Origin of the sequence: Paraburkholderia guartelaensis, assembly GCF_004353905.1 — a bacterium.
Lineage (GTDB): Bacteria > Pseudomonadota > Gammaproteobacteria > Burkholderiales > Burkholderiaceae > Paraburkholderia > Paraburkholderia guartelaensis.
The window spans coordinates 141,830-162,496 of sequence record NZ_SMOD01000003.1 but is presented as its reverse complement, the minus strand read 5'-3'; the positions used below and the strand labels follow the sequence as shown (position 1 = coordinate 162,496).

Below are 20,667 nucleotides of genomic sequence, written 5' to 3'. Positions count from 1 at the left end.
TTCGCTCGGTTAGCGACGGCCCAGGAAGCCCTGGGGCCGCACATACACGACGAGCACCAGCAGCAACAGCGCGGGCAGCGGCCGCAGCGTCGGCGCAACGAGATACGCGGTGACGGTCTCCAGATAGCCGACCACATACGCGGCCATCAACGACCCGGAAACGCTGCCAAGTCCGCCCAGCACAACGATGGAGAACGCGCTCGCCGTGAGCTGCCCGGCATTGTTCGTACTCACGCCGAGGAACGACGCCAGCAGCACGCCAGCAATGCCCGCCAGCACGCCATAGATGGTCCACGCAAGCAGATAGATGCGCGAGAGTTCGAAGCCGAGCAGCGTGAGGCCGCGCGGATTCATCGAGGCGGCGAGCAGCGCCTTGCCCGCGCGCGTGCGATTCACGAAGAGCCACAGGAGACCGATCACGGCCCAGCAGACCACGGCGATCATGATCTCGTTGAAGGGCACACGCACGCTGCCGATCATCGCCACGCCGCTGATGAGCGGGCGCATCGTCACCGGGTTGTCGGTGAAGAGCCAGGCCATGCCCTGCTGGATCATGATGCCCCACAGCAAGGTGCCGGTGAGCACGAAGATTTCCTTCTCTTCGGCCGGAATCGCGGCGGAACGCTGGATAGGCCGCACCACCATCAGGTAGGTGACGTAGGCCGCGATGAGACCGGCGACCACGCCAAGCAGCGTGCCGAGATAGGTGCCGAGACCCGCTTCGCCCGCGAGCATCCAGCCCATCAGCGCCGCGACGAGCATCACGCCGCCGTGCGCGAGATTCAATATGCCGGAGACGCCGAAAATCAGCGTGAAGCCGATGGCGCCCAGTGCATAGAGCGAGCTGATGGCAAAGCCGTCGATGAGGATCTGCAAGAGCAGCATGCCCGGCCTTTCAGGTGGATTGGCGTGTCGCAACATGCGCCGTGCGGCCCATCGTCAGACGAAGGGCCGCACGGCGCGACGCACTACGCGAAGCTAGTTTGCGCTAGCCTGCTGGAGCTTGATGAAGGTCGGGAACTTGACCTTGCCGTTCGCAACGGACTTGGGCCAGATCGCGATCTGCTTGCCGTCCTGCCACTGCAGGTTGATGCCGGTGATGTAGCCCGGGCCGTACTTGAGCGCGTGCGTGAACTGGTCGTTCTTGCCGTAGAACTGCCAGCGCCCGATCGTGCCTACGTAATCCGTCTTCTCGAGCGCGGCGACCATCTGGTCCGGATCGGTCGAACCCTTGTTGCGCTTGATCGCATCCGCGAGGATGTACACGAGGTCATAGGTCGAGAAGCCGCAATACGCGGGCGATACGCCGAACTTCTTCTGATACGCATCCGCGAAGGGCACCGTCTTCGGTGTGATCGCCACGCCCGGCGCCGCGGCGGAAGCCGTGATCACGCCCTCCGTCGCGCCGTTCGTGTCCTTCCAGAAGCTCGTGGTCGTGGCCTGCGAGCTTTGGCCCGACATCGGGATCGGCACCTGCTGATCGTGCCATTGCACCGTCGGCTGCACGCCCACGTGGCTGATGCCCGTGGTGATCGTATCGGGGTGTTTAGCCTCGATCTGGTTGAAAATTGGTGTGAAGTCCGAAGTATCGGGATTGAAGCGGATGTGGTCGAGCACCTGGAGGCCGGCCTTGGGCAGGCATTCCATGAAGCGCTCGTCGAGCGGCTTGGTCCATGCCGCGTCCTCGCTCATCACGACCGTCGACTTCATCTTGAACTGGTCGACGAGAATATCGTGCGAAAAATCGCAGATCGACTGCGCGATGAATGCCGACGTCATCCAGCCGTGGAACGTGTATTTGTAGTGGTCGTAGTCGTCGTGAACGTGCTTCGAAATATCGTTGCTCGCGGCGCCCGGCGTAATAAACGGCATTTTCAGCCGTGCCGACCAGGGCTCCATGGCGAGCGCCACTTCGCTGATATAGCTGCCGATCACAGCGACCACCTTGTCCTGGGTCGCGGCGCGCTGGAACGCGCGCACGCCGTCCGAGGCCGACGAGTGGTCGTCGTACGCGATGATCTGGATTGGCCGGCCATCCACGCCGCCGCTCGCGTTGATCTCGTCCGCGGCGAGCTGTGCCGCCTTGCTGATCGAAGCGCCCGCCACTGCGGACTCCTCGCTGATCACGCCGATCTTGATCGGCTCCCCCGCGGCATGCGCGCCGGCCGCGAGGCCCAGCCCTGCCGCCACCATACCCGTTGCCGCTACGCGATGAAGGTTTCGCCACACGCCGTTACAGGACATCATGCATCTCCGATTCGCCAGGATCGTTGAGGAACATCTGCCCGCTTCAAAGCTGCTTTGAAGAATGTGCCCCCAACAGTATCACCAGCCTTTACGCGCTCAATCGGTACAAACGATGACAGGTAACATACGGATAACGTGCTGATTTCATGGTGCAAAGCGGCAAGAAAACGCGCTTGCCCGCGCGGCTGCGAACGCTACGCGCAGCACCTCGCGCACGTTCGCGCTCGCTGAACGGTGTCGTCTATTCGACCTTCACCCACACCAGTTCGGAAATGCATTCTTTACCCGTCACCGGGTTGCGGGCGGGCAGCGTCGTGATGTGCAGGTATTTGCCGTCGATTCTGAAACGGCGCAACTGAATCGTCCCCGTCCATGATTCGTTCCACGATGCGTCGACGTGGTGGCTCACCAGGTCGCCCTCGATGCTCCACGTTCCCGCATAGGCGCACGAGCCATTGAAAAGCGCGATGCGCTCCGCATCGGTTGGCACGAGATCGGCTGGCGCGGTGCGGTTCTCCTCGAGAAGAATCGCGTACATCCGCTTGTCGGCGCCGTAGTTGAGATAGCCACAAGGATGAGCGCCGAACAAATCGGTCTTCTCTCCGGTGACCAGGTCTTCGGTCGTGAACGATTGCAGCTTCCATGTGCCAAGCAGCGCGGCGCTGCCGGTTTGCTTTGCTCGCGCCATGGTGTTCCCCTTCAGGACAACTTAAGCAGCACGCTACGCCTCAGGAGACGAGACGCTTACTCGTGGTCCTTGCCCCAGCGCCAGCGCGGGGGCTCGCCCTTGAGCCAGCACACCGCCGAAAGCGCGAGCGTGGCGAGTATCACGAGCACCGCAAACGCGAACGGGTGCCCATGCGGTTCAAAAAATACCGCGCTCAAGGCAATCGACAAGACATACGCCACGAGCACCACCCACCCCTGCCAGGTGAGCGGAAGTCCCCAGCCCCAGCCATAGCGTTTGGCTCGAAACCAGTATTTGCCAGTGCCCGGCATTTCCCCATCTCCCGCGCCTGACGTGAGGCGCAACTTCAGGCCGATGCAGTATGGCACACGGCCTCGACCCGGTTTCCAGCAGGGTCGATGAGAAAAGCGGCGTAATAGTCGGCGTGATAATGCGGCCACAAGCCTGGATCGCCATCCGAGCGGCCGCCCGCCGCGAGACCGGCTGCATGGAACGCATCGACCTGCGAGCGCGAAGCGGCCTTGAAGCACCAGTGCCGCTTGTTCGGCTCGATGGCGCTGGCATCCAGATAGATGGAAAGATACGACGACTGCGTTTCGGCTGCGTCGCAACGCTCGCCGTAGCCGAGCGCGTTGGGGCGGTCGTAGACCTTGAGCGCGCCCAGCGTATTCATGATCGCGTCGTAGAAGGGGCGCGCTGCGTCGAGATCGGGAACGCCGATCGAAACGTGATCGAGAAGCTGCATGGTGCTGGAATTCCGCAGTCGTGAATGCACGACTATAACCGGCGAATCACACCATGCAGCGTTTGCGTTACCCCGCGCGGCCGACGCGGAAAACCGAAACCGCGGCGTTCAGCCGGTGCGCTTCGTTTTCGAGCGACGACGCAGCAGCCGTTGCCTGCTCAACGAGTGCCGCGTTCTGCTGCGTCACGAGGTCCATCTGTCCAACGGCGACGTTGACCTGATCGATGCCCGTGCTCTGCTCTGCCGCCGCCGATGCAATCTCGTTCATGATTGCACTCACGCGCGCGATCGCTTCGACGATTTCGCTCATCGTCGAGCCCGAGCGCTCGACGAGGCCCGCGCCCGTCTCCACGCGCGAGGTCGACGACTCGATCAGTTCCTTGATCTCCTTGGCCGCCGCGGCGCTACGCTGCGCAAGCGAGCGCACTTCGCTCGCCACCACCGCGAAGCCGCGCCCTTCCTCGCCCGCACGCGCCGCTTCCACAGCCGCGTTGAGCGCGAGAATGTTGGTCTGGAACGCAATGGCCTCGATCACGCCGACGATCTCACCCACGCGCCGCGAGTCGCCCACGATGTCCTGCATCGTGCCGACCACTTCGCGCGAGAGCGCGCCGCCCTGCGCGGCAAGACCGGAAGCACCCTCTGCGAGCGTGCTGGCCTGGCGTGCGTTTTCTGCGGTCTGCTTGACGGTGGAGGTCAGCTCTTCGATGCTCGCCGCCGTTTCCTCGAGCGAGGCGGCTTGTTCCTCGGTGCGCTGCGAAAGATCCGTATTGCCCGCGGCAATCTCGCTCACGCCCTTGTCGATCGACAGCGCGCCTTCACGCACGCTGCTGACCGTCTTGATGAGCGCATCCTGCATTTGCCGCAGCGCGGCCTGCAGGCGGCCCATTTCGTTGTTGCTCGTCGTCTGCACCGTGCCGCTCAGGTCGCCGGCAGCGATGCGCTGGAATTGCGCGATGGCCGCGTCCACAGGATGCACGATCGCGCGCATGAGCGCCGCGCGGCCAATCCACGCGAGCAGCAGCGAGAGCACCATGCCCACACCCACCGCGACGCTCACCGCATTGAAGCGGTCCTGCGCTTCCTGGTAGCGCTGCGCGCCGAGGTCGATCTGGCGCTTCTCGAGCACGAGCATCGCCTTTTCGTAGTTGCCGTAGAGCGACGGCAGCTTGTGGCCCTGCAGTTCCTGGAACGCGGTCTTGTCGCCGGCCTTGAGCGCCGCCAGTGCCGGCTCGACGCCGTCGTGCAGGAAGCTGTTGCGCTTGGCCTGCATGTCGGCGATGAGATCCTGCGCCTCGCCTTCTCCGCTCGCAATCGACAGATAGTGGTCCAGACGCTCGTTCGAGTTCTTCAGGTACTGATCGAAGCGCTTGAGCACCGCGTCCGCGGCATCGTGATCGCCGAGCTCGGAAAGCGATGCGTTGGTGGCGAGCGCAAGGCGCAGACGCAGCAACTGGCCGGCGCTGCCTTCGAGGTCGGCCACAGCCGGTGTATCGACGGTGTACATGGTGCGCAGCGACTCGTTGCCTGCTCGCATCGACAGGAGTCCTGTGGCGGCGCCGACGATCAGGACGATGCCGAAGAAGGCAATCATCAGGGTCAGGCTCGCGCGTATCGACAGCTTGTGAAGCATTCCTGGTCTCTCTCCGTGGGGCGCGCGGCTCTGGAGGCCGCGCGTGTCCCAGTCGTTTTTCATCGAATGTTCCGGTGCGCCTACCCAGTGCAGCCCATGCCTTCAGGCTGATTAAGCGCCCAGTACATAACAACGGCAGGAGAGCTTGCGAACTTTATGGTTTCCAGCAAAGAAGAACGACCGTTAGCAACACTTCGTAATACAGACCAATATGTGGGATGCGCGCAATCCAATCCGCATCATGCGCCGGCGTCCTCCGCGTCTGCCCCGCCCTCGTCCATCGGCACGAGATAGCGCAGCACGTCGCGCCAGCTCACGATGCCGACGGGGCGAAACTCTGCGTCCACGATGGGGATGCACGAAATCTTGTTGGACAGAAATAGGGCGACAGCGTCGGAGAGGCTCGACTCGGGACGCAGCGTGAGCGGCTTGCGGCTCATGATCTGGTGCACGCGCTTGTTGAGCGTGCCGAGGTCGCGCGCGGATTCGACCACGCTGTCGATGAACGGGCTGATCGCGCGCAGCAGGTCGCGATCGGAGACGACGCCTTGCAGCTTGCCGTCTTCGACCACGAGCAGGTGGTGAAAGCTCGCTTCGGCGAAAATCTCGCGCACGGTCGCGAGCGTGTCGTCGAAACCAATGGTGACGACACGGCTCGTCATGAATTTCTCTACTTGCATACCTTCCAGACCTGAATGGGTTCGACGTCCCGAGCCGGACGATGCGCGGCAGATTCCGGCTGCAGCTCGGGGCTTCAGCCCGTTATATCGACCGCAGGCACGTAAATCTTCAGTCTGGAAAGCGGCGCGGGGCACGCGCGAACGGCGCGCCCCATATGGTTCATGCTTTTGTCATGCTTCGAGCGCGAGCGTCGCGAAGGTGGCGAGCCAGTGCTCGCCCATGTAGTCCCCGGCCACGTGGTCGAGCGCGCTGGCCAGATGCAATTGCGCGGCATCGTTGAGGACGGCCACACGTGCGTCGCCCGCGGGCAGCGCGCGTGCAAGTGAGCGCTGACACCACGCGCGGCTCAGGTTCAGCCCGTCGAGGTGGGCGATCTTGCCGTCGCTGCGGTCGGTCACGGTAGCCGGCGTGAAGAGCGTGACCGGCTCTTGTGCCGCGAGGTTGGGCAAAAAGCGCGTGAACCACGGCTCGAAATCCTGCGCGCGCAGTACGCGGCTCATCAGCAAGGCTACGCTCAGCGCGGGCGAAAGGAATTCGTCGCCGCCCGGCTCCCACGCCTGGCAGCCCGCGTCGTTCGCGTGCCAGCGCGTGGCGGTGTCTTCGATCAGCGTCGCCAGCACCGGACGCGACGTGGCTTTTGCGAAGTCGTGCGCGAGCGTGAGCGCGAACGCCGTATTGAAGTGAGTGCCCACTCGCAACGGATAGGTCGCCTTCGGCAGGAATTCCTCGAAGCGCTCGACGAACCAGTCGGTGAGCGGCGCCAGCGCCGCCTGCCAGCGCGCGGCCTGCGGCAGCTTCATCGACTCAGCCAGCGCGTCGACCTGTGCCGCGAGCGCGAGCAGCCACGCCCAGCCATAAGGGCGCTCGAAACCGCGGTTGTGCGCGAGCGTGAGGTAGGCCATCTCACCGGCCATCTTTTCCGGCGTGAAGTGCTCGTCGACCACGGCGACGATCTGCGGCCCCTCGGGCAGGTCGGGAAAGCGTTCCAGCAGATGCAGCACGAGCCAGTAGCCGTGCACGCACGAATGCCAGTCGTAGCTGCCGTAAAAGACCGGGTGCAGCGCGCGCGGGCCCTGCACGTCCTGCGGGCCTTCGAGCGAATGGGTCAGCTTGTTCGGATACTCGCGCGTGAGGTGGGCAAGCGCGAGCGAGGCGAACTTCGAGGCATGGGCGGCGGTGAGGTGTGTGGTCATCGTGATCTCATCAGAACCGGAAAACGAAGGCGTACATCAGCAGCGTGTTGACGACGAGCAGCAGCACGGCGGTCGGCCATTGCGCCTTGATCACGCCGTTCTTGTCGCTCAATTCGAGCAGTGCCGCCGGGACGATGTTGAAGTTCGCGGCCATGGGCGTCATGAGCGTGCCGCAGAAGCCCGACAGCATGCCGATCGCGCCAAGAATAGCCGGGTTGCCGTGGAACTGATGCACGATCAACGGCAGGCCGATGCCGGCGGTCATCACCGGAAAGGCGGCGAACGCGTTGCCCATGATCATCGTGAAGAGGGCCATGCCGAAAGTGTAGGCGGCCACGACTGCGAACGCCGAATTCTGGGGAATCCAGTTCGTGACGAGTTCGGACACCACGTGGCCTACGCCCGCCGCCGCGAACAGCGCGCCGAGCGCCGCGAGCATCTGCGGCAGGATGGCGGCCCAGCCCACGGCGTCCATGGTGTGCCGTGCGCCCTTGAGCGCTTGCACGGGCGAATCGCGCAACATGACGAGCGCCGCGCCGAACGCAACGAGCGTGGCGATCACGAGCGAGATGAGCGTGACGTTCTTCGCTTCGACGAAGGGCGCGTACTTGAGCGTGAGCGTCCCGACGAGCGTCACGACAGGGATCAGCAGCGCCGGAATGAAGAGCCGGCTGCCGAAGCGCCGCGCCCCTTGCTCGCGGCGCACCTCGGCTTTGGCGTTGTCGTTGGCCGCGGGACTGCGGCCCAGCTTGCCCGAGCCCGCGATCAAGGCGAGCGCGATGGCGAGGCACCCCATCACGAAATGCGGCAGCACGCCGCCGAACAGGAACGTCACGGCGTAGACGCCCCAGAACACGAAGTTGACGACGCGGCGCGGGTTCGCGCGGTCGAGCAGGTTGAAGAGGGCGAACGACGCGAACATCAGGCCCGCGACAACATAGAGCGATTCGAGCTTGATCACGATGCGGCCCCCTGGCGGCTTGCGACGCGCTGTGCGTTGGCCGCGCCCACGCGGCGCGAAAGATCGTGATCGAGCAGCTTCAGGCGCACGCAGTGGATGAGGAGCGCCGCGACCGCGGTAGGAATCGCCCAGACCGAGACCTGGAGCGGCTGAACGATGATGCCGTTCTGCTCGAGGAAGCCCTTGATGAGCAGGATCGACTGGATCGCGATGAAGATGTCTTCGCCGAAGAACACGGCGATGTTGTCCACGGCCGAGGCGTTGGCGCGGATCTGCTGGCGCACGGCGTCGGGCACCTCGCCGAAGCGCTTCGTGGCGGCAGCTTCGGCCATGGGCGCGATCAGCGGACGGACCATCTGCGCGTGGCCACCCAGCGACGTGAGGCCGAGCGCGGCCGTGATCTGGCGGATCACGAAGTAGAGCATCAGCACGCGGCCGGTGGTGGCGGCGTGCACGCGCGAAATGAGGTGCTTTGCCTGCTCGCGCAGGCCGTTGCGCTCGAGCAGCGCGATCACGGGCAGCGTGAGCCAGATGAGGCCCATGTAACGGTTGTCGGCGAACGCTTTGCCGAAAGCGCTGACGATCTCGACCGTGTGCAGCCCGCCCGCAAGCCCCGTTGCAATGCCCGCCGCGGTCACGACGAGCAGCGCGTTCAGGCGCAATGCGAAGCCGATCACCACGATCGGCACCCCTATCAAAACCAGCATCTCTCCTCCGCCTTAGTCTTTCCGCCGGTCTCGTGGACGCGGCCGCGCGGGCGCGCGCTTCCCCGTTGCGCCCAATTCAGCCCGGAAATCTATCACGACAATTTATCGATAAATAGTCGATAAAGTCTTTATAAGGGAAGTCCCTGGGCGATGCGCATTGCATGAAGGCGAATCGATGTCGCCGCGCCGCAGCGCGGCGTTGGGCTAGGGTCGGCGGGCTTGGCAGTTAGTTGCATCTGTTGATGCGGATTGGAATGCCTGCGCGCGCCACAAGCGCGGCGGCGCGGCAGGAATCAGATGTCGAGATCGAATGCGTGTTGACCGTTTGCCACCTGCGGCGCGTCGTGGAACGACAACTCGACGCCAATGCGCTCGCCGCTGCGCACGCGGCTGATGGCATGCCGGAGGTTCACGCGGTAGTAACCGCTGCTGCCTTTGAATGGCCGCTGGGCCGTGGCGATGATCGCAGCGTCGCCCAGCCCGAGCGGAACGACCGTCGGGCGCGACTGCATGCGCGGACGCTGCTCCGTCAGCACCAGTTCGCCGCCCGTGAAATCTTTCCCCGGTTCCGTGAGCAAGGCGACCACTTGCAGCGGAAACACATGCTCCCCGTCGCTGCGTTGATGCAGAGCCAGATAGTCGTCGGCGCCTAGCTGGTTCAAATGCGACTGCGCCCGCGTTTGCCCCGCCCGCCGGTTGCGCTCCAGATATTCATCCAGCTCCGTCGGAAATCGATAAGGCATGCCAAGCATCTCATTCCATCGATTGGCGATGGGCGCCAACTGACGATAGAGATCCACACGCCATTGCGCCCACGGCTGCGGGAGAGCCGTGCCGAAATACAGCAGATCGCCACGGCCGAGATCGAGCGAGTCCAAAGAAACGCGGCGCAATGCGTTCGAAGTGCCCGCTTCGCGCGCAAGCATGCGGATTTCGTTCGCGCCAGCTAGCCGAGGCAGTACCGCATAGCCCTCGCTGTCCAGTTGCGCGGCGATCACGCTCCAATCGAGCTTATCGAATGTGTCGGCAGATGAAGTCATAGACAAGGACATATTCATTTCAAAAGCCCGGGAGCGTTGCCGTCTGCGGAACCTCGCGCGTGGCGGGTATCGCCTTCTCGTGTTCGAGCAGCCAGCGCTTGCGTTGCAAGCCCCAGGCGTAGCCCTTCAACTCGCCGTTGCTGGCAATCACGCGATGGCACGGCACGACGATAGCGATGGGATTCGCGCCGTTCGCCGCGCCGATGTCGATCGCCGCGCGCGGGTCTTCGAATCCCAGCGCTTTCGCGAGCTTGCCGTAGCTGGTGGTGGTGCCGGCCGGAATGCGGCGCAACGCGGCCCAGACTTTTTCTTCCAGGTCCGAGCCGGTCATGACGACCGGGAGAGCATCGAGCGCGTTCAATTCGCCCGAGAAGTAGCGCGTCATGGCGTCGGCGATCGAAGCCGGCGCAGCGGCGTCGATCAATTCGGCACTGCCGTGACGATCGCGCAGACCGCGATGCAGACGCGAGCGGTGATCGGAGAATTCGAGCGCGTACAGTCGATGCTGCGCGTCGCTCACCAGCATGAGATCGCCAGGCGGCGACTCGATATGGCTGAGAAACAGTTGCATGATGCGTTCCTTCGCGTCGTGCGCGCGCTAACGTGAATCGTGAAAAATCAGCCCGACGGTATGACGCTTGCCGCTGCGCAAGACGCTCACGCCGTGCCGCATCGCGACCCTGCGCGTGCCGCCGCGCCGGTTCGCAGCCGGCCGCTGGTTGACGGTAAACAGCACTGCGTCGCCCTGCTCCAGCGGAATCACTTCGGCGCATTGACCGTTCGATGCACTCTGCGTCATCACGAACTCGCCGCCCTCGAAATCGACGCCGGGCCGTGAGAGCAGCATCGCCACCTGCAGCGGAAACACATGCTCGCCGTAGAGGTCCTGATGCAGGCAGTTATAGTCGCCCGGGCCGTATTCGAGGATGAGCGGCGTCGGGCGCGTTTGCCCCGCGCGGTGACATTGATCGAGAAAAGCGTCGAGATCCGACGGGTACTGCATGTCGATTCCCAGTTGCTCGTTCCAGCGGTTCGCGATAGGCGCGAGGTACGGATAGAGCGCATGCCGCAACCGCTGAAGCAGCGACGGAAGCGGATACGCGAAGTACTTGTATTCCCCGCGCCCGAAATTGTGGCGCGCCATGACGATGCGCGAGCGAAAGCCCTCGTCCCTCGCGTAGAGGGCGGCGAGCTGCGCGCATTGTTCGGGCCTCAGCACGCGGGGCAGGACGGCATAGCCGCGCGCGTCGAGCGATCGCTCGATCTCGACCCAGTCGTACGTTCCGGATTCCGGCTTCTCTGCTCGCATGGCCCCGGTTTTCATCGCGTGTATCCCTCCTCTCGCAACCGGCATTTTCGCCGATCTCCCATACAGACCAACGATACGCCAACGCCCCGCGCGTTCCGATCCGAATGTTGCGCTCTAATTCAGCGCGCGCCACGGCGTGAATGCCACGCGAATGTCACGGCAAGAAACGGGTATTGACGAGGCTTGCCTGTCGATATCGTTCATTTCAGGCGCAGCAATCCTGCTTCGCCATGAATCGAGATCAGCAAGGAGTCGAACATGTCGATGGAAGAGGACAACAAGGCGATCGTTGGCCGCTGGTTCACGCGTTTCTGGGGCGAAACCTGCGACCTCAGCGTCGTCGACGAGCTGGCCGCGCCGGACATGCTGCTCAAGTATTCGCTGCACGAGCCGCGCCGCGGCCGCGAAGACATCAAGGCGTTCATGACCGGCTTTCGTGCGGCGTTCCCTAATCTGAACTTCTGGGGCGCGGCCGACTTGATTGCCGAAGGCGAGTACGTGGTGGGCCAGTGGGAAGGCGGCGGCACGCATTCGGGCCCGGCGTTCGGGGACTTTCTCGCGGGATCGTTGCCGGCGGCGAGCGGCCGCAAGATGCATTTCACCGGCACGACGGTGCTGCGCCTGAAGGACGGAAAGATCGTCGAAGAGATCGGGCTCGACGACGGCGTAACGGCGCTCACGCAACTCGGGCTCATCAAGCGAGTCTGATTGCGCGGCGAATGGAAGGTCTCACATAGGGAGTCGAATCATGTCACAGCTTGCTCCGCTCCTCGCCCTTCACGCGCTCGCCGCTCAACGCGGCGACGGGCTGCGGCCTGAACTGCTCGCACTGTTCCTGCGCCATGCGCATTCGGATGCCGGACTCAGCGCGAGCATCGATGCCCCGAGCGTGGTAGACAATCAGGCGCCGCCGCAATGCGCCACGACGTTGGACTGCGCGTCGAGCCAGACGGGAATGGCGTCGAGTTTCGCGCCGGCACACGGGCCTTCGATGCATTGCCCGTCTTCGAAGCGAAACAACGCGCTGTGATGCGCGCACATGATCACCTGTGCGCGATACGTTGGCACATGGCCGGGCTCGTAGTCGAGCGGCACCGAGAAGTGTGGGCAGCGGTTCGCGTATGCCCATACTTCGCCGGCACGCCGCACGACGACGACCGGCCGCCCCGCGAGCGCGGCGTCAATCACGCGCGCGCCGCCGTCGGGCACATCGTCAAGGCAACACAGGCATACGGTCTCCATGGTTCACACTCTTTGCTCAGGATTGCCAAGATTCCAGTCCCACGGACGGACCTCGACGTGTTCGAACAACCCCGCCAGCGTATAGGGATCGTCGCGTACGAAGCGCATCACGTCGTCGTATCCTTCCGCCTCGATCACGAGGAGCGTGCCGTTGAGCGCGTCGCAATGCGGCGCGAGCGTCGAGCCGCCCAGCCGCACGAACACGCCGCGCTGCGCGGCCGAGCGCAGATAGGTGCGATGCACCGCACGCACGCGCTCGCGGACGTCGCGCATGCCGGGCTTGTCGGTGGCGAATACGGCGTAGTAGCGCGTGTGCGGTCTCATGCGCGCTCCAGCACGAAGTCGTAGCGCGCCTCGCGAAAGCCGCCCTCGAAGCCGAACTGCTGCGCAGCCGCCTCGCCCGCCGCGTGCTCGCGATAGTCGACGAGCAGCGAGGGCTTCACGCCGAACACCGCATCCGAATCCAGATACGGGTCGTTCTGGTTGAACAGGTGCGTGACGAGCGTGCTGTGGCCCGGCGCCGTAATCATGAAGTGCAGATGGGCGGGCCGCCACGGATGGCGCCCTGTGGCGTTGAGCATGCGTCCCACCGGGCCGTCGGTCGGAATGGGATAGCACACGGGCACGATGGTGCGGATCGCGTAATGGCCTTCGGCGTCGGTACGATAGCGGCCGCGCAGGTTGCCGTGCGGCTGTGCGGTGTCCTGCCCCGAGTACATGCCGTTGTCCGCCGTCTGCCACACGTCGAGCAGCGCGTTCGCCACGGGCTTGCCGTCGGTCGTCAGCACGCGGCCATGCACGAGCGCCGGCGTACCCGGCGTGAACGCCATGTTCTCGCCATGGGCGCGCTCCGGCATGCCTTCGATATAGAACGGGCCGAACACGGTCGTATCGGTCGCGCCTGTCGCGTAGCGGTGATTGATCGCATCGACGAGCATCGACACACCCAGCGTGTCGGAAAGCAGGATGAACTCCTGGCGCACGACGTCGTCGCACATCTGGCCCGTCTCGGTCAGGAAGCGGATGGCGGCGAACCATTCCGCCTCTGTCGGCTCGACTTCGCGCACGTAGGCGTGCAGATGCCGCACGAGGCTTTGCATCAGTGTGCGCAGGCGCGCGTCGGGTGTGTTCGCGAACCGGCCCACGACCTGTTCCGTCAAGGCGCGTTCGGCCTCGGTGCCATGCATCGACATGGTTGTCTCCTTTCCTTCGTTCTTTACGCCACGCACGCGGCGTGGCGCGGCCCAACTAGCGCGGCGCCGCGCCTTCCCATGCCCGTTGCAGCAGTGCGCGGATCGCCGCGCGCTCCAACGGTCGCGGATTAGGGTAGGCATTTGTGCACGCGAGATCGGCGGCTTCGTCGAGGCCCGTTTCGGGCATACCGATTTCCTTGAGCGACATTGGAATGCCAAGCGACTCGTTCAACGCATAGAGCCGCGGCCCGGCTTCGTCCGCCTGCGCGCCGCCGAGCGCACGCGCCACGCGTTCGAGCGCCTGTGGCGCCGCAGCGTGGTTGTAGTGCGCCGTATGCGGCAGCATGACCGCATGCGTTTGCGCGTGCGGCAGGTTGAAGGTGCCGCCGAGCGTGTGGCAGAGCTTGTGATGCAGCGCCATGCTCACCGCGCCCAGGGAAGTGCCCGCGAGCCACGCGCCATAGAGCGCGCGACTGCGCATCGCCACGTCGTCCGGGCGACGCACGACACCGGGCAGCGCTTCGCCCAACGCGCGAATCGATTCTTCGGCCATCAGGCTGATCACCGGGTTCGCGTCCTCTGCGTAGAGCGCCTCCACCGCGTGCGCGATGGCGTTCACGCCCGAAGCCGCCGAAGTGCCGGCTGGCAGCGAGACAGTGAGCGACGGATCGTAGATCACAGTCCGCGGCAGCACGCGCAGGTCGCGCCCGGTCTTTTTCAGGCGCCCTTCGGTGAGACCGTAGATGGGCGTCATCTCCGAGCCCGCATAAGTCGTGGGCACGGCGACGATCGGCAGCGCCGATTCGAGCGCGATGGCCTTGCCAAGGCCGATGGTCGAGCCGCCGCCCACGGCCACGCAGCACTGCGCACCCAGTGCCGCCGCCTTTTCGCGTGCGGCTCGCGCGACCTCCACGGGCACGTGCATCACCGCTTCGGCATGGATGCCCGCGGCGCGCGCGCCGAGCAGGCGCGCGACTTCTTCAGCGAGCGGCCGCTGCTCGGGCGTCGAGAGGATCAACGCGCGGCGTGCGCCCAGCCGGTCCACTTCTTCGGGCAACCGCGCGAGGTCGCCCCAGCCGAACACCACGCGCGACGGCAAGCCCTGGTAAACGAAGCGATCCATACGTGCCTCAACGCTTGAAGTGGGGCGGCACCTGGGCGTCCACGTTGACCCAGACGGAGCGGGCCTCCGTGTAGTCGTGCATCGCCTCGAAGCCCATTTCGCGACCGTAGCCCGATTGACCGACGCCGCCGAACGGGCTGCCCGGATTCACGCGCTTGTAGCAATTCACCCAGCACATGCCCGCGTGAATCTTGCCCGCGATGCTGTGCGCGCGCGAGAGGTCGCGCGTCCACAGGCCGCTGCCGAGACCGTAGTCGGTACCGTTGGCAATGGCGAGCGCTTCTTCGTCGGACTTGAAGCGCAGCACGGTCACGAACGGGCCGAACACTTCTTCCTGCGCGATACGATCGTCCGACGTCTTCGCCTCGATCACCGTGGGGCGCACGTAGTAGCCGTTGGCGAGCGCGGGGTCTTGCGGCGCGATGCCACCCGTGAGGACGCGCCCGCCCTGCTCGCGCGCCACGTCCACAAAGGCCTTCACACGCTCCAGATGCTGCAGCGAAGTGAGCGGCCCCATTTCTGTTTCGGGGTCCAAAGGATTGCCGACACGAATCGAAGCGGCGAGTGCCACGAAGCGTTCGAGAAATTCGTCGGCGATGCGCTCGTGCAGCACCAGACGCGAACCCGCAATGCACGCCTGCCCCTGGTTGTGGAAGATCGCCCAGGCCGCGCCGTTGATGGCGGCGTCGAGATTGGCGTCGTCGAACACGATATTGGCACCCTTGCCGCCCAGTTCGAGCTGCACGCGCTTCAGGTTGCCCTTCGAGGCCTCCACGATGCGCCGCCCCGTCGCCGTCGACCCGGTGAAGGCGATCTTGCCCACGCCCTCGTGTTCCGCAAGCCGCTGCCCGGCCGTATGACCATAGCCCGGCACGATGTTGACGACACCCGCGGGAAAGCCCACTTCCGCCATCAGCTCGACGATGCGCAGCGTGGAAAGCGGCGTGATTTCCGAGGGCTTCAGCACGACCGTGTTGCCGGCCGCGAGCGCCGGGCCCATCTTCCAGCTCGTGAACATGAGCGGGAAATTCCACGGCACGATCTGGCCCACCACGCCGATGGGCGCGCGCTGCACGTAGTTGAGAAAGCCCGTTTCGACCGGAATGACCGAGCCTTGCAGCTTGTCGGCCATGCCGCCGAAGTAGCGGAAGCACGCCGCCGTGCGCGGCACGTCCAGCGCGCGCGAATCGCGAATCGGGTGCCCCGTGTCGAGCGATTCCAGTTGCGCGAGTTCTTCGCCGTTCGCTTCGATGGCGTCGGCCAGACGCAGCAGCAAGCGGCCACGTTCGGCGGCCGGCATCGCCGACCACTGCGGGAAGGCACGCGTGGCGGCGGCCACGGCCAGATCGATGTCGGCGGCGGTGGCGGCGGCGATCTTCGTGATCAGCGAGCCGTCGTGCGGATTGAGCACGTCGATGGTGCCGCCCTCGACGGCGTCAACGAAACGGCCGTCGATGAACAATTGCGTTTGCATGAGTAAATCCTCGGTTGATGCTTAAGGCTTGCTGTGTAGCTGCGAAGCGCGTTCAAAACTCGACCGGATACGGCTTGAGTTCGCCGCTCTCGTAGCGCTTGGGCAAACCAGCGGTCGCGTTCTCCCACACGAGCAGCATCGAGCGCTTGGTGGAATAGCCCTGATGGCGGATATCGGCAGGCATGGCGCAAATGTCGCCCGCGCGCATGGTGATGCGTGCGCGCGGGGCGCCGGTGTTCTTGTCGCCGATGTCCCAGACGATCTCGTCGGAAAGCTGCAGGAACCACTCCACGCGGTCGTTGCCGTGGAAGACCGGCAGGATGTACTCCTCCGTGGTCGGGCAGAACAGGCTCTGGCCGCACACCGAAGTGACCGAGGGGTTCCACGTCACGTCCGAGCGCGAGAGGTACTTGAAGAGGTTGAACGCGTGCAGTTCGCCTTCAAAACCGGGCTCGGCGTGCACTTCGGGGTTGTCCTGAGCCACGTCGGCGAAGGCGCGGTTCACCGGGAGGTCGTCGCGCAGCGGCGAGTCGCCTTCGAGGCCCGGCATGCGGCGCGTGGCGATGCGCGTGCGCTCGATCGCGGCATCGTTCTCGCCATGCTTGCGGCCGAATGCGGTACCGGTTTCCTCGGGCGCGGCGAACGGGTCGAAGCCTTCGTTGGTCCAGTCGTGCAGGATCGCCTTGAAGGTCGCCATGATGGTGGGCGTTTCGAAGGTCTCGATATAGTCCACGCCGGCGTCCTTCATGATGCCGTTGAACGAGCCCGCATACACGTCCACCTTGCCGTAGTGATTGCGCGTGCCGAACACGTGGTCGAAGTTCACCCAGCCGTAGAAGAAGCCCCAGGCCACGTCGCGCATCATGGCGCGCAGGAAGGCGTCAGCGGGGATGGCGTGCGTGCGCGTCTGCCCCTTCGCGGGCCACAGCACTTTCACGAAGTATTCGTCGCGCGTGAATTCGAAGGCGCCGAGCGTGTAGCGGCGATAGCCGGTCACGGCGTCGGGCTCGCTCGCGCGCACGGTGTCGGCGGCAAAGCCTGCGGAATGGTCGAGGGTATCGAGGGTGGCCATGTCGTGTCTCCAGTAGTCGAGTGTTCGGTTTGCGCGTGTTGTCAGTGCAGGCAGATATCTGCCCACTTCTGCACGGACAGTTCACCGGCCATGGTCTGCACGAGCGCCACGCCAGGCTTCTGCGCGCTGAAGCGATACGCGCAGCCAGCAGGCCAGCGCTTGATGCCCGCGGCGCAGCACCACGTGGCCCATCTTGCGGCCCGCAGGCTGCTCGCCCGCGTCGACCGTGCCCGTACTGCCCTTGAGCGGCGTATCGAGCTTGATGAAGTCGATGCGCACTTCGCCATCCATCAGGATGACGAACTCATCGTGTGCGCAGGCGAACCAGCGCGACTGCCCTTCCGTGCGCATCACCTCGATCACGTATTCGAGGTTCTTGCCGACCACGACCTTCTCGTAGGGCGCCGAGCTTGCAGCGACTTCGAATACGTTGGAGAAAACATAGTGGCGGGCGTCGCCGCTCGTGATTTCGATCTCGCCCTTGCGGTACTGCTCGAGCGAGCCGAAGGCGGTGTGGAATGACGAATCGGTCATGGCTGTCTCCTGTTTTGGAAGGTTCGTTGGATTCAACTTTAGGAGCGCTGCGCGGCGGTAACAACCGGCGGCCTTGCGACTACGGCATTCGCGTTTCGCAAATAATCGCGGCAGTCAATCGCCGCAAGCGCTAGCGCACCCAGCCGCGCTCGATCAGCGGCACGTCCCACGCGGGCTCGGGGCCCAGATACTCGGCCAGAAATTCCACCAGCGCCTTCACTTTCAGGGCCTGGCGCTGCGTGGAGGGATACACGGCGGCAAAGCTCAATGCCGAGAGGTGGTAGTCGGTGAGGATCGGCACGAGCGAGCCGTTGAGGAGCGCTTCGCTCGCCACAAGGGTGGGCAGGCACACCACGCCGCCGCCCGTGAGCGCGTAATCGCGCAGCAAATGCACCGAGTTCGAGCGGATCATGCCGGGCAACTCCATCTCCACGACTTCGTCGCCGCGAGTCATCGTCCAGCGGTTACGCGACGGATAGCCCGAATAGAGCGCCGTGGTGTGCTGCAGCAATTCGCGGGGATGCTGCGGCGCGCCATGCTCTTCCACATAAGCGGGTGTCGCGCAAAAGAGCCGCCGCACCGAAAAGAGCCGTCGCTCGATCAGCGAATCGGAAATCGGCGGGAAGATCTGGAACGCGACGTCGAAGCCTTCTTCGATCGGATCGACCACGCGGTCGTTGACGATCACATCGAGCTGGATGCCGGGATAGCGGCGATTGAACTCGGCGAGCGGCGCGCCGAAATGGCCCAGCGCGAAGCCCGGCAAGATCTGGATGCGCAGCCTGCCCGTGGGCGTGGCGCGCAGTTCGCGCATCTGGTCGGTCAGCTCGTTCACGCGCCCCACGACCTCCGCGCATTCACGATAAAACGCCTCTCCGACTTCGGAGAGGCGCACGTGCCGCGTGCTGCGATGAAAGAGCGGTGCGTTGACGAACTTCTCCAGTTGCTGGATACGGTTCGTCACGACCGAACTGGTCACGCCGAGTTGCCGGGCCGCTTCCACGAAACTGCTCGTTTCCGCCACGCGCACAAAAGCTTCGATGCTCAGGAATCGGTCCATGCTCCTCTCTTTTTCATGGGTTCGGGCCATCCAAGTATAGGGCCCGCCCCCATTCGCTCGCGCCGCTCCTGCACGGGCGGCGCGGCAGCAGAGAACGACACGGACGGCGCGTGCACATTACTCAGCCTGCCCCGTTGCAGGCAAGGGCGCGGCGGGGGCGGCGGACGCGGCAGCCTCGCTGCGGCGCAGCTTCGCGGGCGCGGTTTCCTTGAGGAAAAGGCTCACCAGCACGCCGAGAAAGACGGCGCCGATAGGCAGCCACAAGATGTTCTGGATACCGAAGTGCGCTGCAACGAATCCGGCGAGCGCGGGCGCCACACCGCCGCCAAAGATTTCGCCCGCGCCCACCACGAGCCCGATCGAAGTCGAGACCATGCCGGCCGGCGCGGCCTCAGTGGCAACCGGTCCCGAGAGCAGCGAAACGAGGCCGAGCGTGAAGAACGACGCCGCGAACAGCACCGCGAAGAGCGCGAACGGCTGCGCGCCGAGACCGCGAAACACGATCAGCATGACAGCCGTGCCCACGAAGCCGATGACGCTCGCGAGGCGCCGGCCCAGCAGATCCGAAAGCCCCGGCAAGCCGAACTGTCCGACGAAACCGCCAAAGCCAATTGCCGAGGCCACCACGCCCATGCGCTGCGTATCGAGCGAAAGGTACTGCGTGAGGTAGAGCGGCAGCATGGCGCCGAGCACGAACACGCCCGTCATGGCGCAGAACAGCGCGACCATCGCCACGGGAATGTTGCGGCTGCGGATCACGTCACGCCAGTGGCCGCGTTCGGCCTTCGCGGCAGACGCACCCGCGTTACGCGCAAGCGCGTCTTGCGGCTCCCGGATCACGCGGTACATCAGCAAGCCGAGAATGAGGCCCGGCACCGACACGAGTGCGAACACCCAGCGCCAGCTCATCACGCCCAGCAACTGCGTGGCGATGATCGGCGAAAGCGCGAGCCCAAACAACGCGAAGCCGCTTTGCTGAAGCCCGAGATTGAAACCGCGGCGCTTCGGGTGCGAGGCATCGGCCGTGGCGGCGAAGCTGGTCGGGCAGAACGAGCCTTCCGCCACGCCCATTAGCGCACGCACGGCCAGCAGGCTCGCAAAGCCGCCTGCGAGGCCTGAGAAGCCCGAGAGCAGCGAGAACGCGATGATCGCCGGAATCAGCACCTTGCGCCGCCCCACCTTGTCGGACATGCCGCCCATGACCGCCGCGAACACGCCCCACGAAAGGCCGAGGATACCGATGCAATTGCCGACATCCTGCGCATTGAGGTTGAGGTCTTTCATGATGGACGGGAACAGCGGCGCGATCAGCCAGCGGTCGAGGCCCACGAGGCCGAAGCCCAGCGCCAGCAGCGTCACGGCTTTCCATTCGTAGGCCGTGTCCCATGTGTTCGGTTTCATCTCTGTCTCCTTGGGCCGGCCGGATGCCGCGCCACACGCTCATAGTCGAAAACGGTGTGCGACGCGACGTGCGCCACTGCGCTGGACGCCGTCGACATCGACGACGCAAAGATAGTCGCAAGCGCAGCGTAATCAGTACCGGATAACGCCCGAATACGTCATTCGCGGATCGCGAACAATCGGGCGCGTAAGGCCGGCGGGCACGGCAGCCGGGACGCTTCGAGCGGTGCGCACCGCGCATTGCGCCGCGGCGCGCCCACCCCAGGACAATTACGGGTAGACGCTCGCATGCGTGCCGGGCGGTAGGCACTCAACGCATGAGTTGCACGAGCCCGAGCGGCCCGCAGGCCGCCGCCGCGCGGAT

General features: G+C 64.8%; 22 protein-coding genes and 1 pseudogene. 1 reads left to right on the top strand and 22 read right to left on the bottom strand.

Annotated elements, in window-relative coordinates; all coding sequences use genetic code 11:
- Window positions 1-9: 9 nt before the first annotated feature.
- From E1N52_RS05185 to E1N52_RS05125, 13 genes are all read right to left on the bottom strand, one after another.
- Window positions 10-885: a branched-chain amino acid ABC transporter permease gene (locus E1N52_RS05185; RefSeq protein WP_133180809.1), complete on the bottom strand. Its 876-nt coding sequence runs from the start codon at window positions 883-885 to the stop codon at window positions 10-12.
- Window positions 886-978: 93 nt separating this feature from the next.
- Entirely contained in the window at window positions 979-2,244 is a 1,266-nt protein-coding gene (locus E1N52_RS05180) for an ABC transporter substrate-binding protein (protein ID WP_133181200.1), read from the bottom strand.
- Between the two features lie 244 nt (window positions 2,245-2,488).
- Window positions 2,489-2,935, bottom strand: a complete 447-nt coding sequence (locus E1N52_RS05175) for a lipocalin-like domain-containing protein (RefSeq protein WP_133180807.1) — start codon at window positions 2,933-2,935, stop codon at window positions 2,489-2,491.
- A 56-nt stretch (window positions 2,936-2,991) separates the two neighbouring features.
- Window positions 2,992-3,246 (bottom strand): hypothetical protein, encoded by a 255-nt coding sequence (locus E1N52_RS05170; protein WP_133180805.1) that lies wholly within the window; start codon window positions 3,244-3,246, stop codon window positions 2,992-2,994.
- 35 nt (window positions 3,247-3,281) lie between these two features.
- Window positions 3,282-3,680: a VOC family protein gene (locus tag E1N52_RS05165; protein WP_133180803.1), complete on the bottom strand. Its 399-nt coding sequence runs from the start codon at window positions 3,678-3,680 to the stop codon at window positions 3,282-3,284.
- A 67-nt stretch (window positions 3,681-3,747) separates the two neighbouring features.
- Window positions 3,748-5,313, bottom strand: a complete 1,566-nt coding sequence (locus E1N52_RS05160; protein ID WP_133180801.1) for a methyl-accepting chemotaxis protein — start codon at window positions 5,311-5,313, stop codon at window positions 3,748-3,750.
- 239 nt (window positions 5,314-5,552) lie between these two features.
- Window positions 5,553-5,993 (bottom strand): CBS domain-containing protein, encoded by a 441-nt coding sequence (locus E1N52_RS05155; RefSeq protein WP_133180799.1) that lies wholly within the window; start codon window positions 5,991-5,993, stop codon window positions 5,553-5,555.
- A gap of 171 nt (window positions 5,994-6,164) precedes the next feature.
- On the bottom strand, window positions 6,165-7,187 hold the full coding sequence (locus E1N52_RS05150; protein WP_133180797.1) for a DUF2891 domain-containing protein: 1,023 nt from the start codon (window positions 7,185-7,187) through the stop codon (window positions 6,165-6,167).
- A gap of 10 nt (window positions 7,188-7,197) precedes the next feature.
- Complete coding sequence (locus E1N52_RS05145; protein WP_133180796.1) at window positions 7,198-8,148, bottom strand: DUF979 domain-containing protein; 951 nt, start codon at window positions 8,146-8,148, stop codon at window positions 7,198-7,200.
- Entirely contained in the window at window positions 8,145-8,855 is a 711-nt protein-coding gene (locus E1N52_RS05140) for a DUF969 domain-containing protein (protein WP_133180794.1), read from the bottom strand. Before E1N52_RS05140 ends, E1N52_RS05145 begins: the two co-directional genes overlap by 4 nt.
- 293 nt (window positions 8,856-9,148) lie before the next feature.
- A complete protein-coding gene (locus tag E1N52_RS05135; RefSeq protein ID WP_133180792.1) occupies window positions 9,149-9,895 on the bottom strand; it encodes a 2OG-Fe(II) oxygenase in 747 nt (248 codons plus the stop codon).
- Window positions 9,896-9,914: 19 nt separating this feature from the next.
- The gene (locus E1N52_RS05130) at window positions 9,915-10,466 is read right to left on the bottom strand and encodes a methylated-DNA--[protein]-cysteine S-methyltransferase (RefSeq protein ID WP_133180791.1); all 552 of its coding nucleotides are present in this window, start codon (window positions 10,464-10,466) and stop codon (window positions 9,915-9,917) included.
- 27 nt (window positions 10,467-10,493) lie between these two features.
- Window positions 10,494-11,219, bottom strand: a complete 726-nt coding sequence (locus E1N52_RS05125) for a 2OG-Fe(II) oxygenase (protein WP_165979339.1) — start codon at window positions 11,217-11,219, stop codon at window positions 10,494-10,496.
- A gap of 243 nt (window positions 11,220-11,462) precedes the next feature.
- Here E1N52_RS05125 and E1N52_RS05120 point away from each other — a divergent pair, with 243 nt between their 5' ends.
- On the top strand, window positions 11,463-11,912 hold the full coding sequence (locus E1N52_RS05120) for an ester cyclase (protein ID WP_133180789.1): 450 nt from the start codon (window positions 11,463-11,465) through the stop codon (window positions 11,910-11,912).
- A 192-nt stretch (window positions 11,913-12,104) separates the two neighbouring features.
- On the opposite strand, the gene E1N52_RS05115 is transcribed toward E1N52_RS05120, so the two are convergent.
- The 9 genes and pseudogenes from E1N52_RS05115 to E1N52_RS05075 all read right to left on the bottom strand — a co-directional run bounded on the left by E1N52_RS05115 (window position 12,105) and on the right by E1N52_RS05075 (window position 20,303).
- The gene (locus tag E1N52_RS05115; protein ID WP_133180787.1) at window positions 12,105-12,446 is read right to left on the bottom strand and encodes a Rieske (2Fe-2S) protein; all 342 of its coding nucleotides are present in this window, start codon (window positions 12,444-12,446) and stop codon (window positions 12,105-12,107) included.
- A 3-nt stretch (window positions 12,447-12,449) separates the two neighbouring features.
- Window positions 12,450-12,770 (bottom strand): YciI family protein, encoded by a 321-nt coding sequence (locus tag E1N52_RS05110; protein ID WP_133180785.1) that lies wholly within the window; start codon window positions 12,768-12,770, stop codon window positions 12,450-12,452.
- Window positions 12,767-13,639, bottom strand: a complete 873-nt coding sequence (locus E1N52_RS05105) for an intradiol ring-cleavage dioxygenase (protein ID WP_133180783.1) — start codon at window positions 13,637-13,639, stop codon at window positions 12,767-12,769. Before E1N52_RS05105 ends, E1N52_RS05110 begins: the two co-directional genes overlap by 4 nt.
- A 55-nt stretch (window positions 13,640-13,694) precedes the next feature.
- Window positions 13,695-14,762: a maleylacetate reductase gene (locus E1N52_RS05100; protein WP_133180782.1), complete on the bottom strand. Its 1,068-nt coding sequence runs from the start codon at window positions 14,760-14,762 to the stop codon at window positions 13,695-13,697.
- Window positions 14,763-14,769: 7 nt separating this feature from the next.
- The gene (locus E1N52_RS05095) at window positions 14,770-16,236 is read right to left on the bottom strand and encodes an aldehyde dehydrogenase family protein (RefSeq protein ID WP_133180780.1); all 1,467 of its coding nucleotides are present in this window, start codon (window positions 16,234-16,236) and stop codon (window positions 14,770-14,772) included.
- Between the two features lie 52 nt (window positions 16,237-16,288).
- A complete protein-coding gene (locus tag E1N52_RS05090) occupies window positions 16,289-17,308 on the bottom strand; it encodes a hydroxyquinol 1,2-dioxygenase (RefSeq protein ID WP_133180778.1) in 1,020 nt (339 codons plus the stop codon).
- Window positions 17,309-17,349: 41 nt separating this feature from the next.
- A pseudogene (locus E1N52_RS05085) lies at window positions 17,350-17,842 on the bottom strand (cupin domain-containing protein).
- A gap of 130 nt (window positions 17,843-17,972) precedes the next feature.
- A complete protein-coding gene (locus E1N52_RS05080) occupies window positions 17,973-18,902 on the bottom strand; it encodes a LysR family transcriptional regulator (RefSeq protein WP_133180777.1) in 930 nt (309 codons plus the stop codon).
- A 117-nt stretch (window positions 18,903-19,019) separates the two neighbouring features.
- The gene (locus E1N52_RS05075) at window positions 19,020-20,303 is read right to left on the bottom strand and encodes an MFS transporter (RefSeq protein WP_133180775.1); all 1,284 of its coding nucleotides are present in this window, start codon (window positions 20,301-20,303) and stop codon (window positions 19,020-19,022) included.
- Window positions 20,304-20,667: the final 364 nt, after the last annotated feature.

Excerpts from the sequence above, each read along its gene's own strand:
- E1N52_RS05180 (WP_133181200.1), bottom strand. The coding sequence starts at position 2,244 with ATGTCCTGTAACGGCGTGTGGCGAAACCTTCATCGCGTAGCGGCAACG.
- E1N52_RS05150 (WP_133180797.1), bottom strand. The coding sequence starts at position 7,187 with ATGACCACACACCTCACCGCCGCCCATGCCTCGAAGTTCGCCTCGCTC.
- E1N52_RS05110 (WP_133180785.1), bottom strand. The coding sequence starts at position 12,770 with ATGAGACCGCACACGCGCTACTACGCCGTATTCGCCACCGACAAGCCC.
- E1N52_RS05185 (WP_133180809.1), bottom strand. The coding sequence starts at position 885 with ATGCTGCTCTTGCAGATCCTCATCGACGGCTTTGCCATCAGCTCGCTC.
- E1N52_RS05125 (WP_165979339.1), bottom strand. The coding sequence starts at position 11,219 with ATGAAAACCGGGGCCATGCGAGCAGAGAAGCCGGAATCCGGAACGTAC.
- E1N52_RS05155 (WP_133180799.1), bottom strand. The coding sequence starts at position 5,993 with ATGCAAGTAGAGAAATTCATGACGAGCCGTGTCGTCACCATTGGTTTC.
- E1N52_RS05170 (WP_133180805.1), bottom strand. The coding sequence starts at position 3,246 with ATGCCGGGCACTGGCAAATACTGGTTTCGAGCCAAACGCTATGGCTGG.
- E1N52_RS05075 (WP_133180775.1), bottom strand. The coding sequence starts at position 20,303 with ATGAAACCGAACACATGGGACACGGCCTACGAATGGAAAGCCGTGACG.
- E1N52_RS05090 (WP_133180778.1), bottom strand. The coding sequence starts at position 17,308 with ATGGCCACCCTCGATACCCTCGACCATTCCGCAGGCTTTGCCGCCGAC.
- E1N52_RS05095 (WP_133180780.1), bottom strand. The coding sequence starts at position 16,236 with ATGCAAACGCAATTGTTCATCGACGGCCGTTTCGTTGACGCCGTCGAG.
- E1N52_RS05160 (WP_133180801.1), bottom strand. The coding sequence starts at position 5,313 with ATGCTTCACAAGCTGTCGATACGCGCGAGCCTGACCCTGATGATTGCC.
- E1N52_RS05140 (WP_133180794.1), bottom strand. The coding sequence starts at position 8,855 with ATGCTGGTTTTGATAGGGGTGCCGATCGTGGTGATCGGCTTCGCATTG.
- E1N52_RS05135 (WP_133180792.1), bottom strand. The coding sequence starts at position 9,895 with ATGACTTCATCTGCCGACACATTCGATAAGCTCGATTGGAGCGTGATC.
- E1N52_RS05115 (WP_133180787.1), bottom strand. The coding sequence starts at position 12,446 with ATGGAGACCGTATGCCTGTGTTGCCTTGACGATGTGCCCGACGGCGGC.
- E1N52_RS05165 (WP_133180803.1), bottom strand. The coding sequence starts at position 3,680 with ATGCAGCTTCTCGATCACGTTTCGATCGGCGTTCCCGATCTCGACGCA.
- E1N52_RS05120 (WP_133180789.1), top strand. The coding sequence starts at position 11,463 with ATGTCGATGGAAGAGGACAACAAGGCGATCGTTGGCCGCTGGTTCACG.
- E1N52_RS05105 (WP_133180783.1), bottom strand. The coding sequence starts at position 13,639 with ATGTCGATGCATGGCACCGAGGCCGAACGCGCCTTGACGGAACAGGTC.
- E1N52_RS05175 (WP_133180807.1), bottom strand. The coding sequence starts at position 2,935 with ATGGCGCGAGCAAAGCAAACCGGCAGCGCCGCGCTGCTTGGCACATGG.
- E1N52_RS05080 (WP_133180777.1), bottom strand. The coding sequence starts at position 18,902 with ATGGACCGATTCCTGAGCATCGAAGCTTTTGTGCGCGTGGCGGAAACG.
- E1N52_RS05130 (WP_133180791.1), bottom strand. The coding sequence starts at position 10,466 with ATGCAACTGTTTCTCAGCCATATCGAGTCGCCGCCTGGCGATCTCATG.
- E1N52_RS05100 (WP_133180782.1), bottom strand. The coding sequence starts at position 14,762 with ATGGATCGCTTCGTTTACCAGGGCTTGCCGTCGCGCGTGGTGTTCGGC.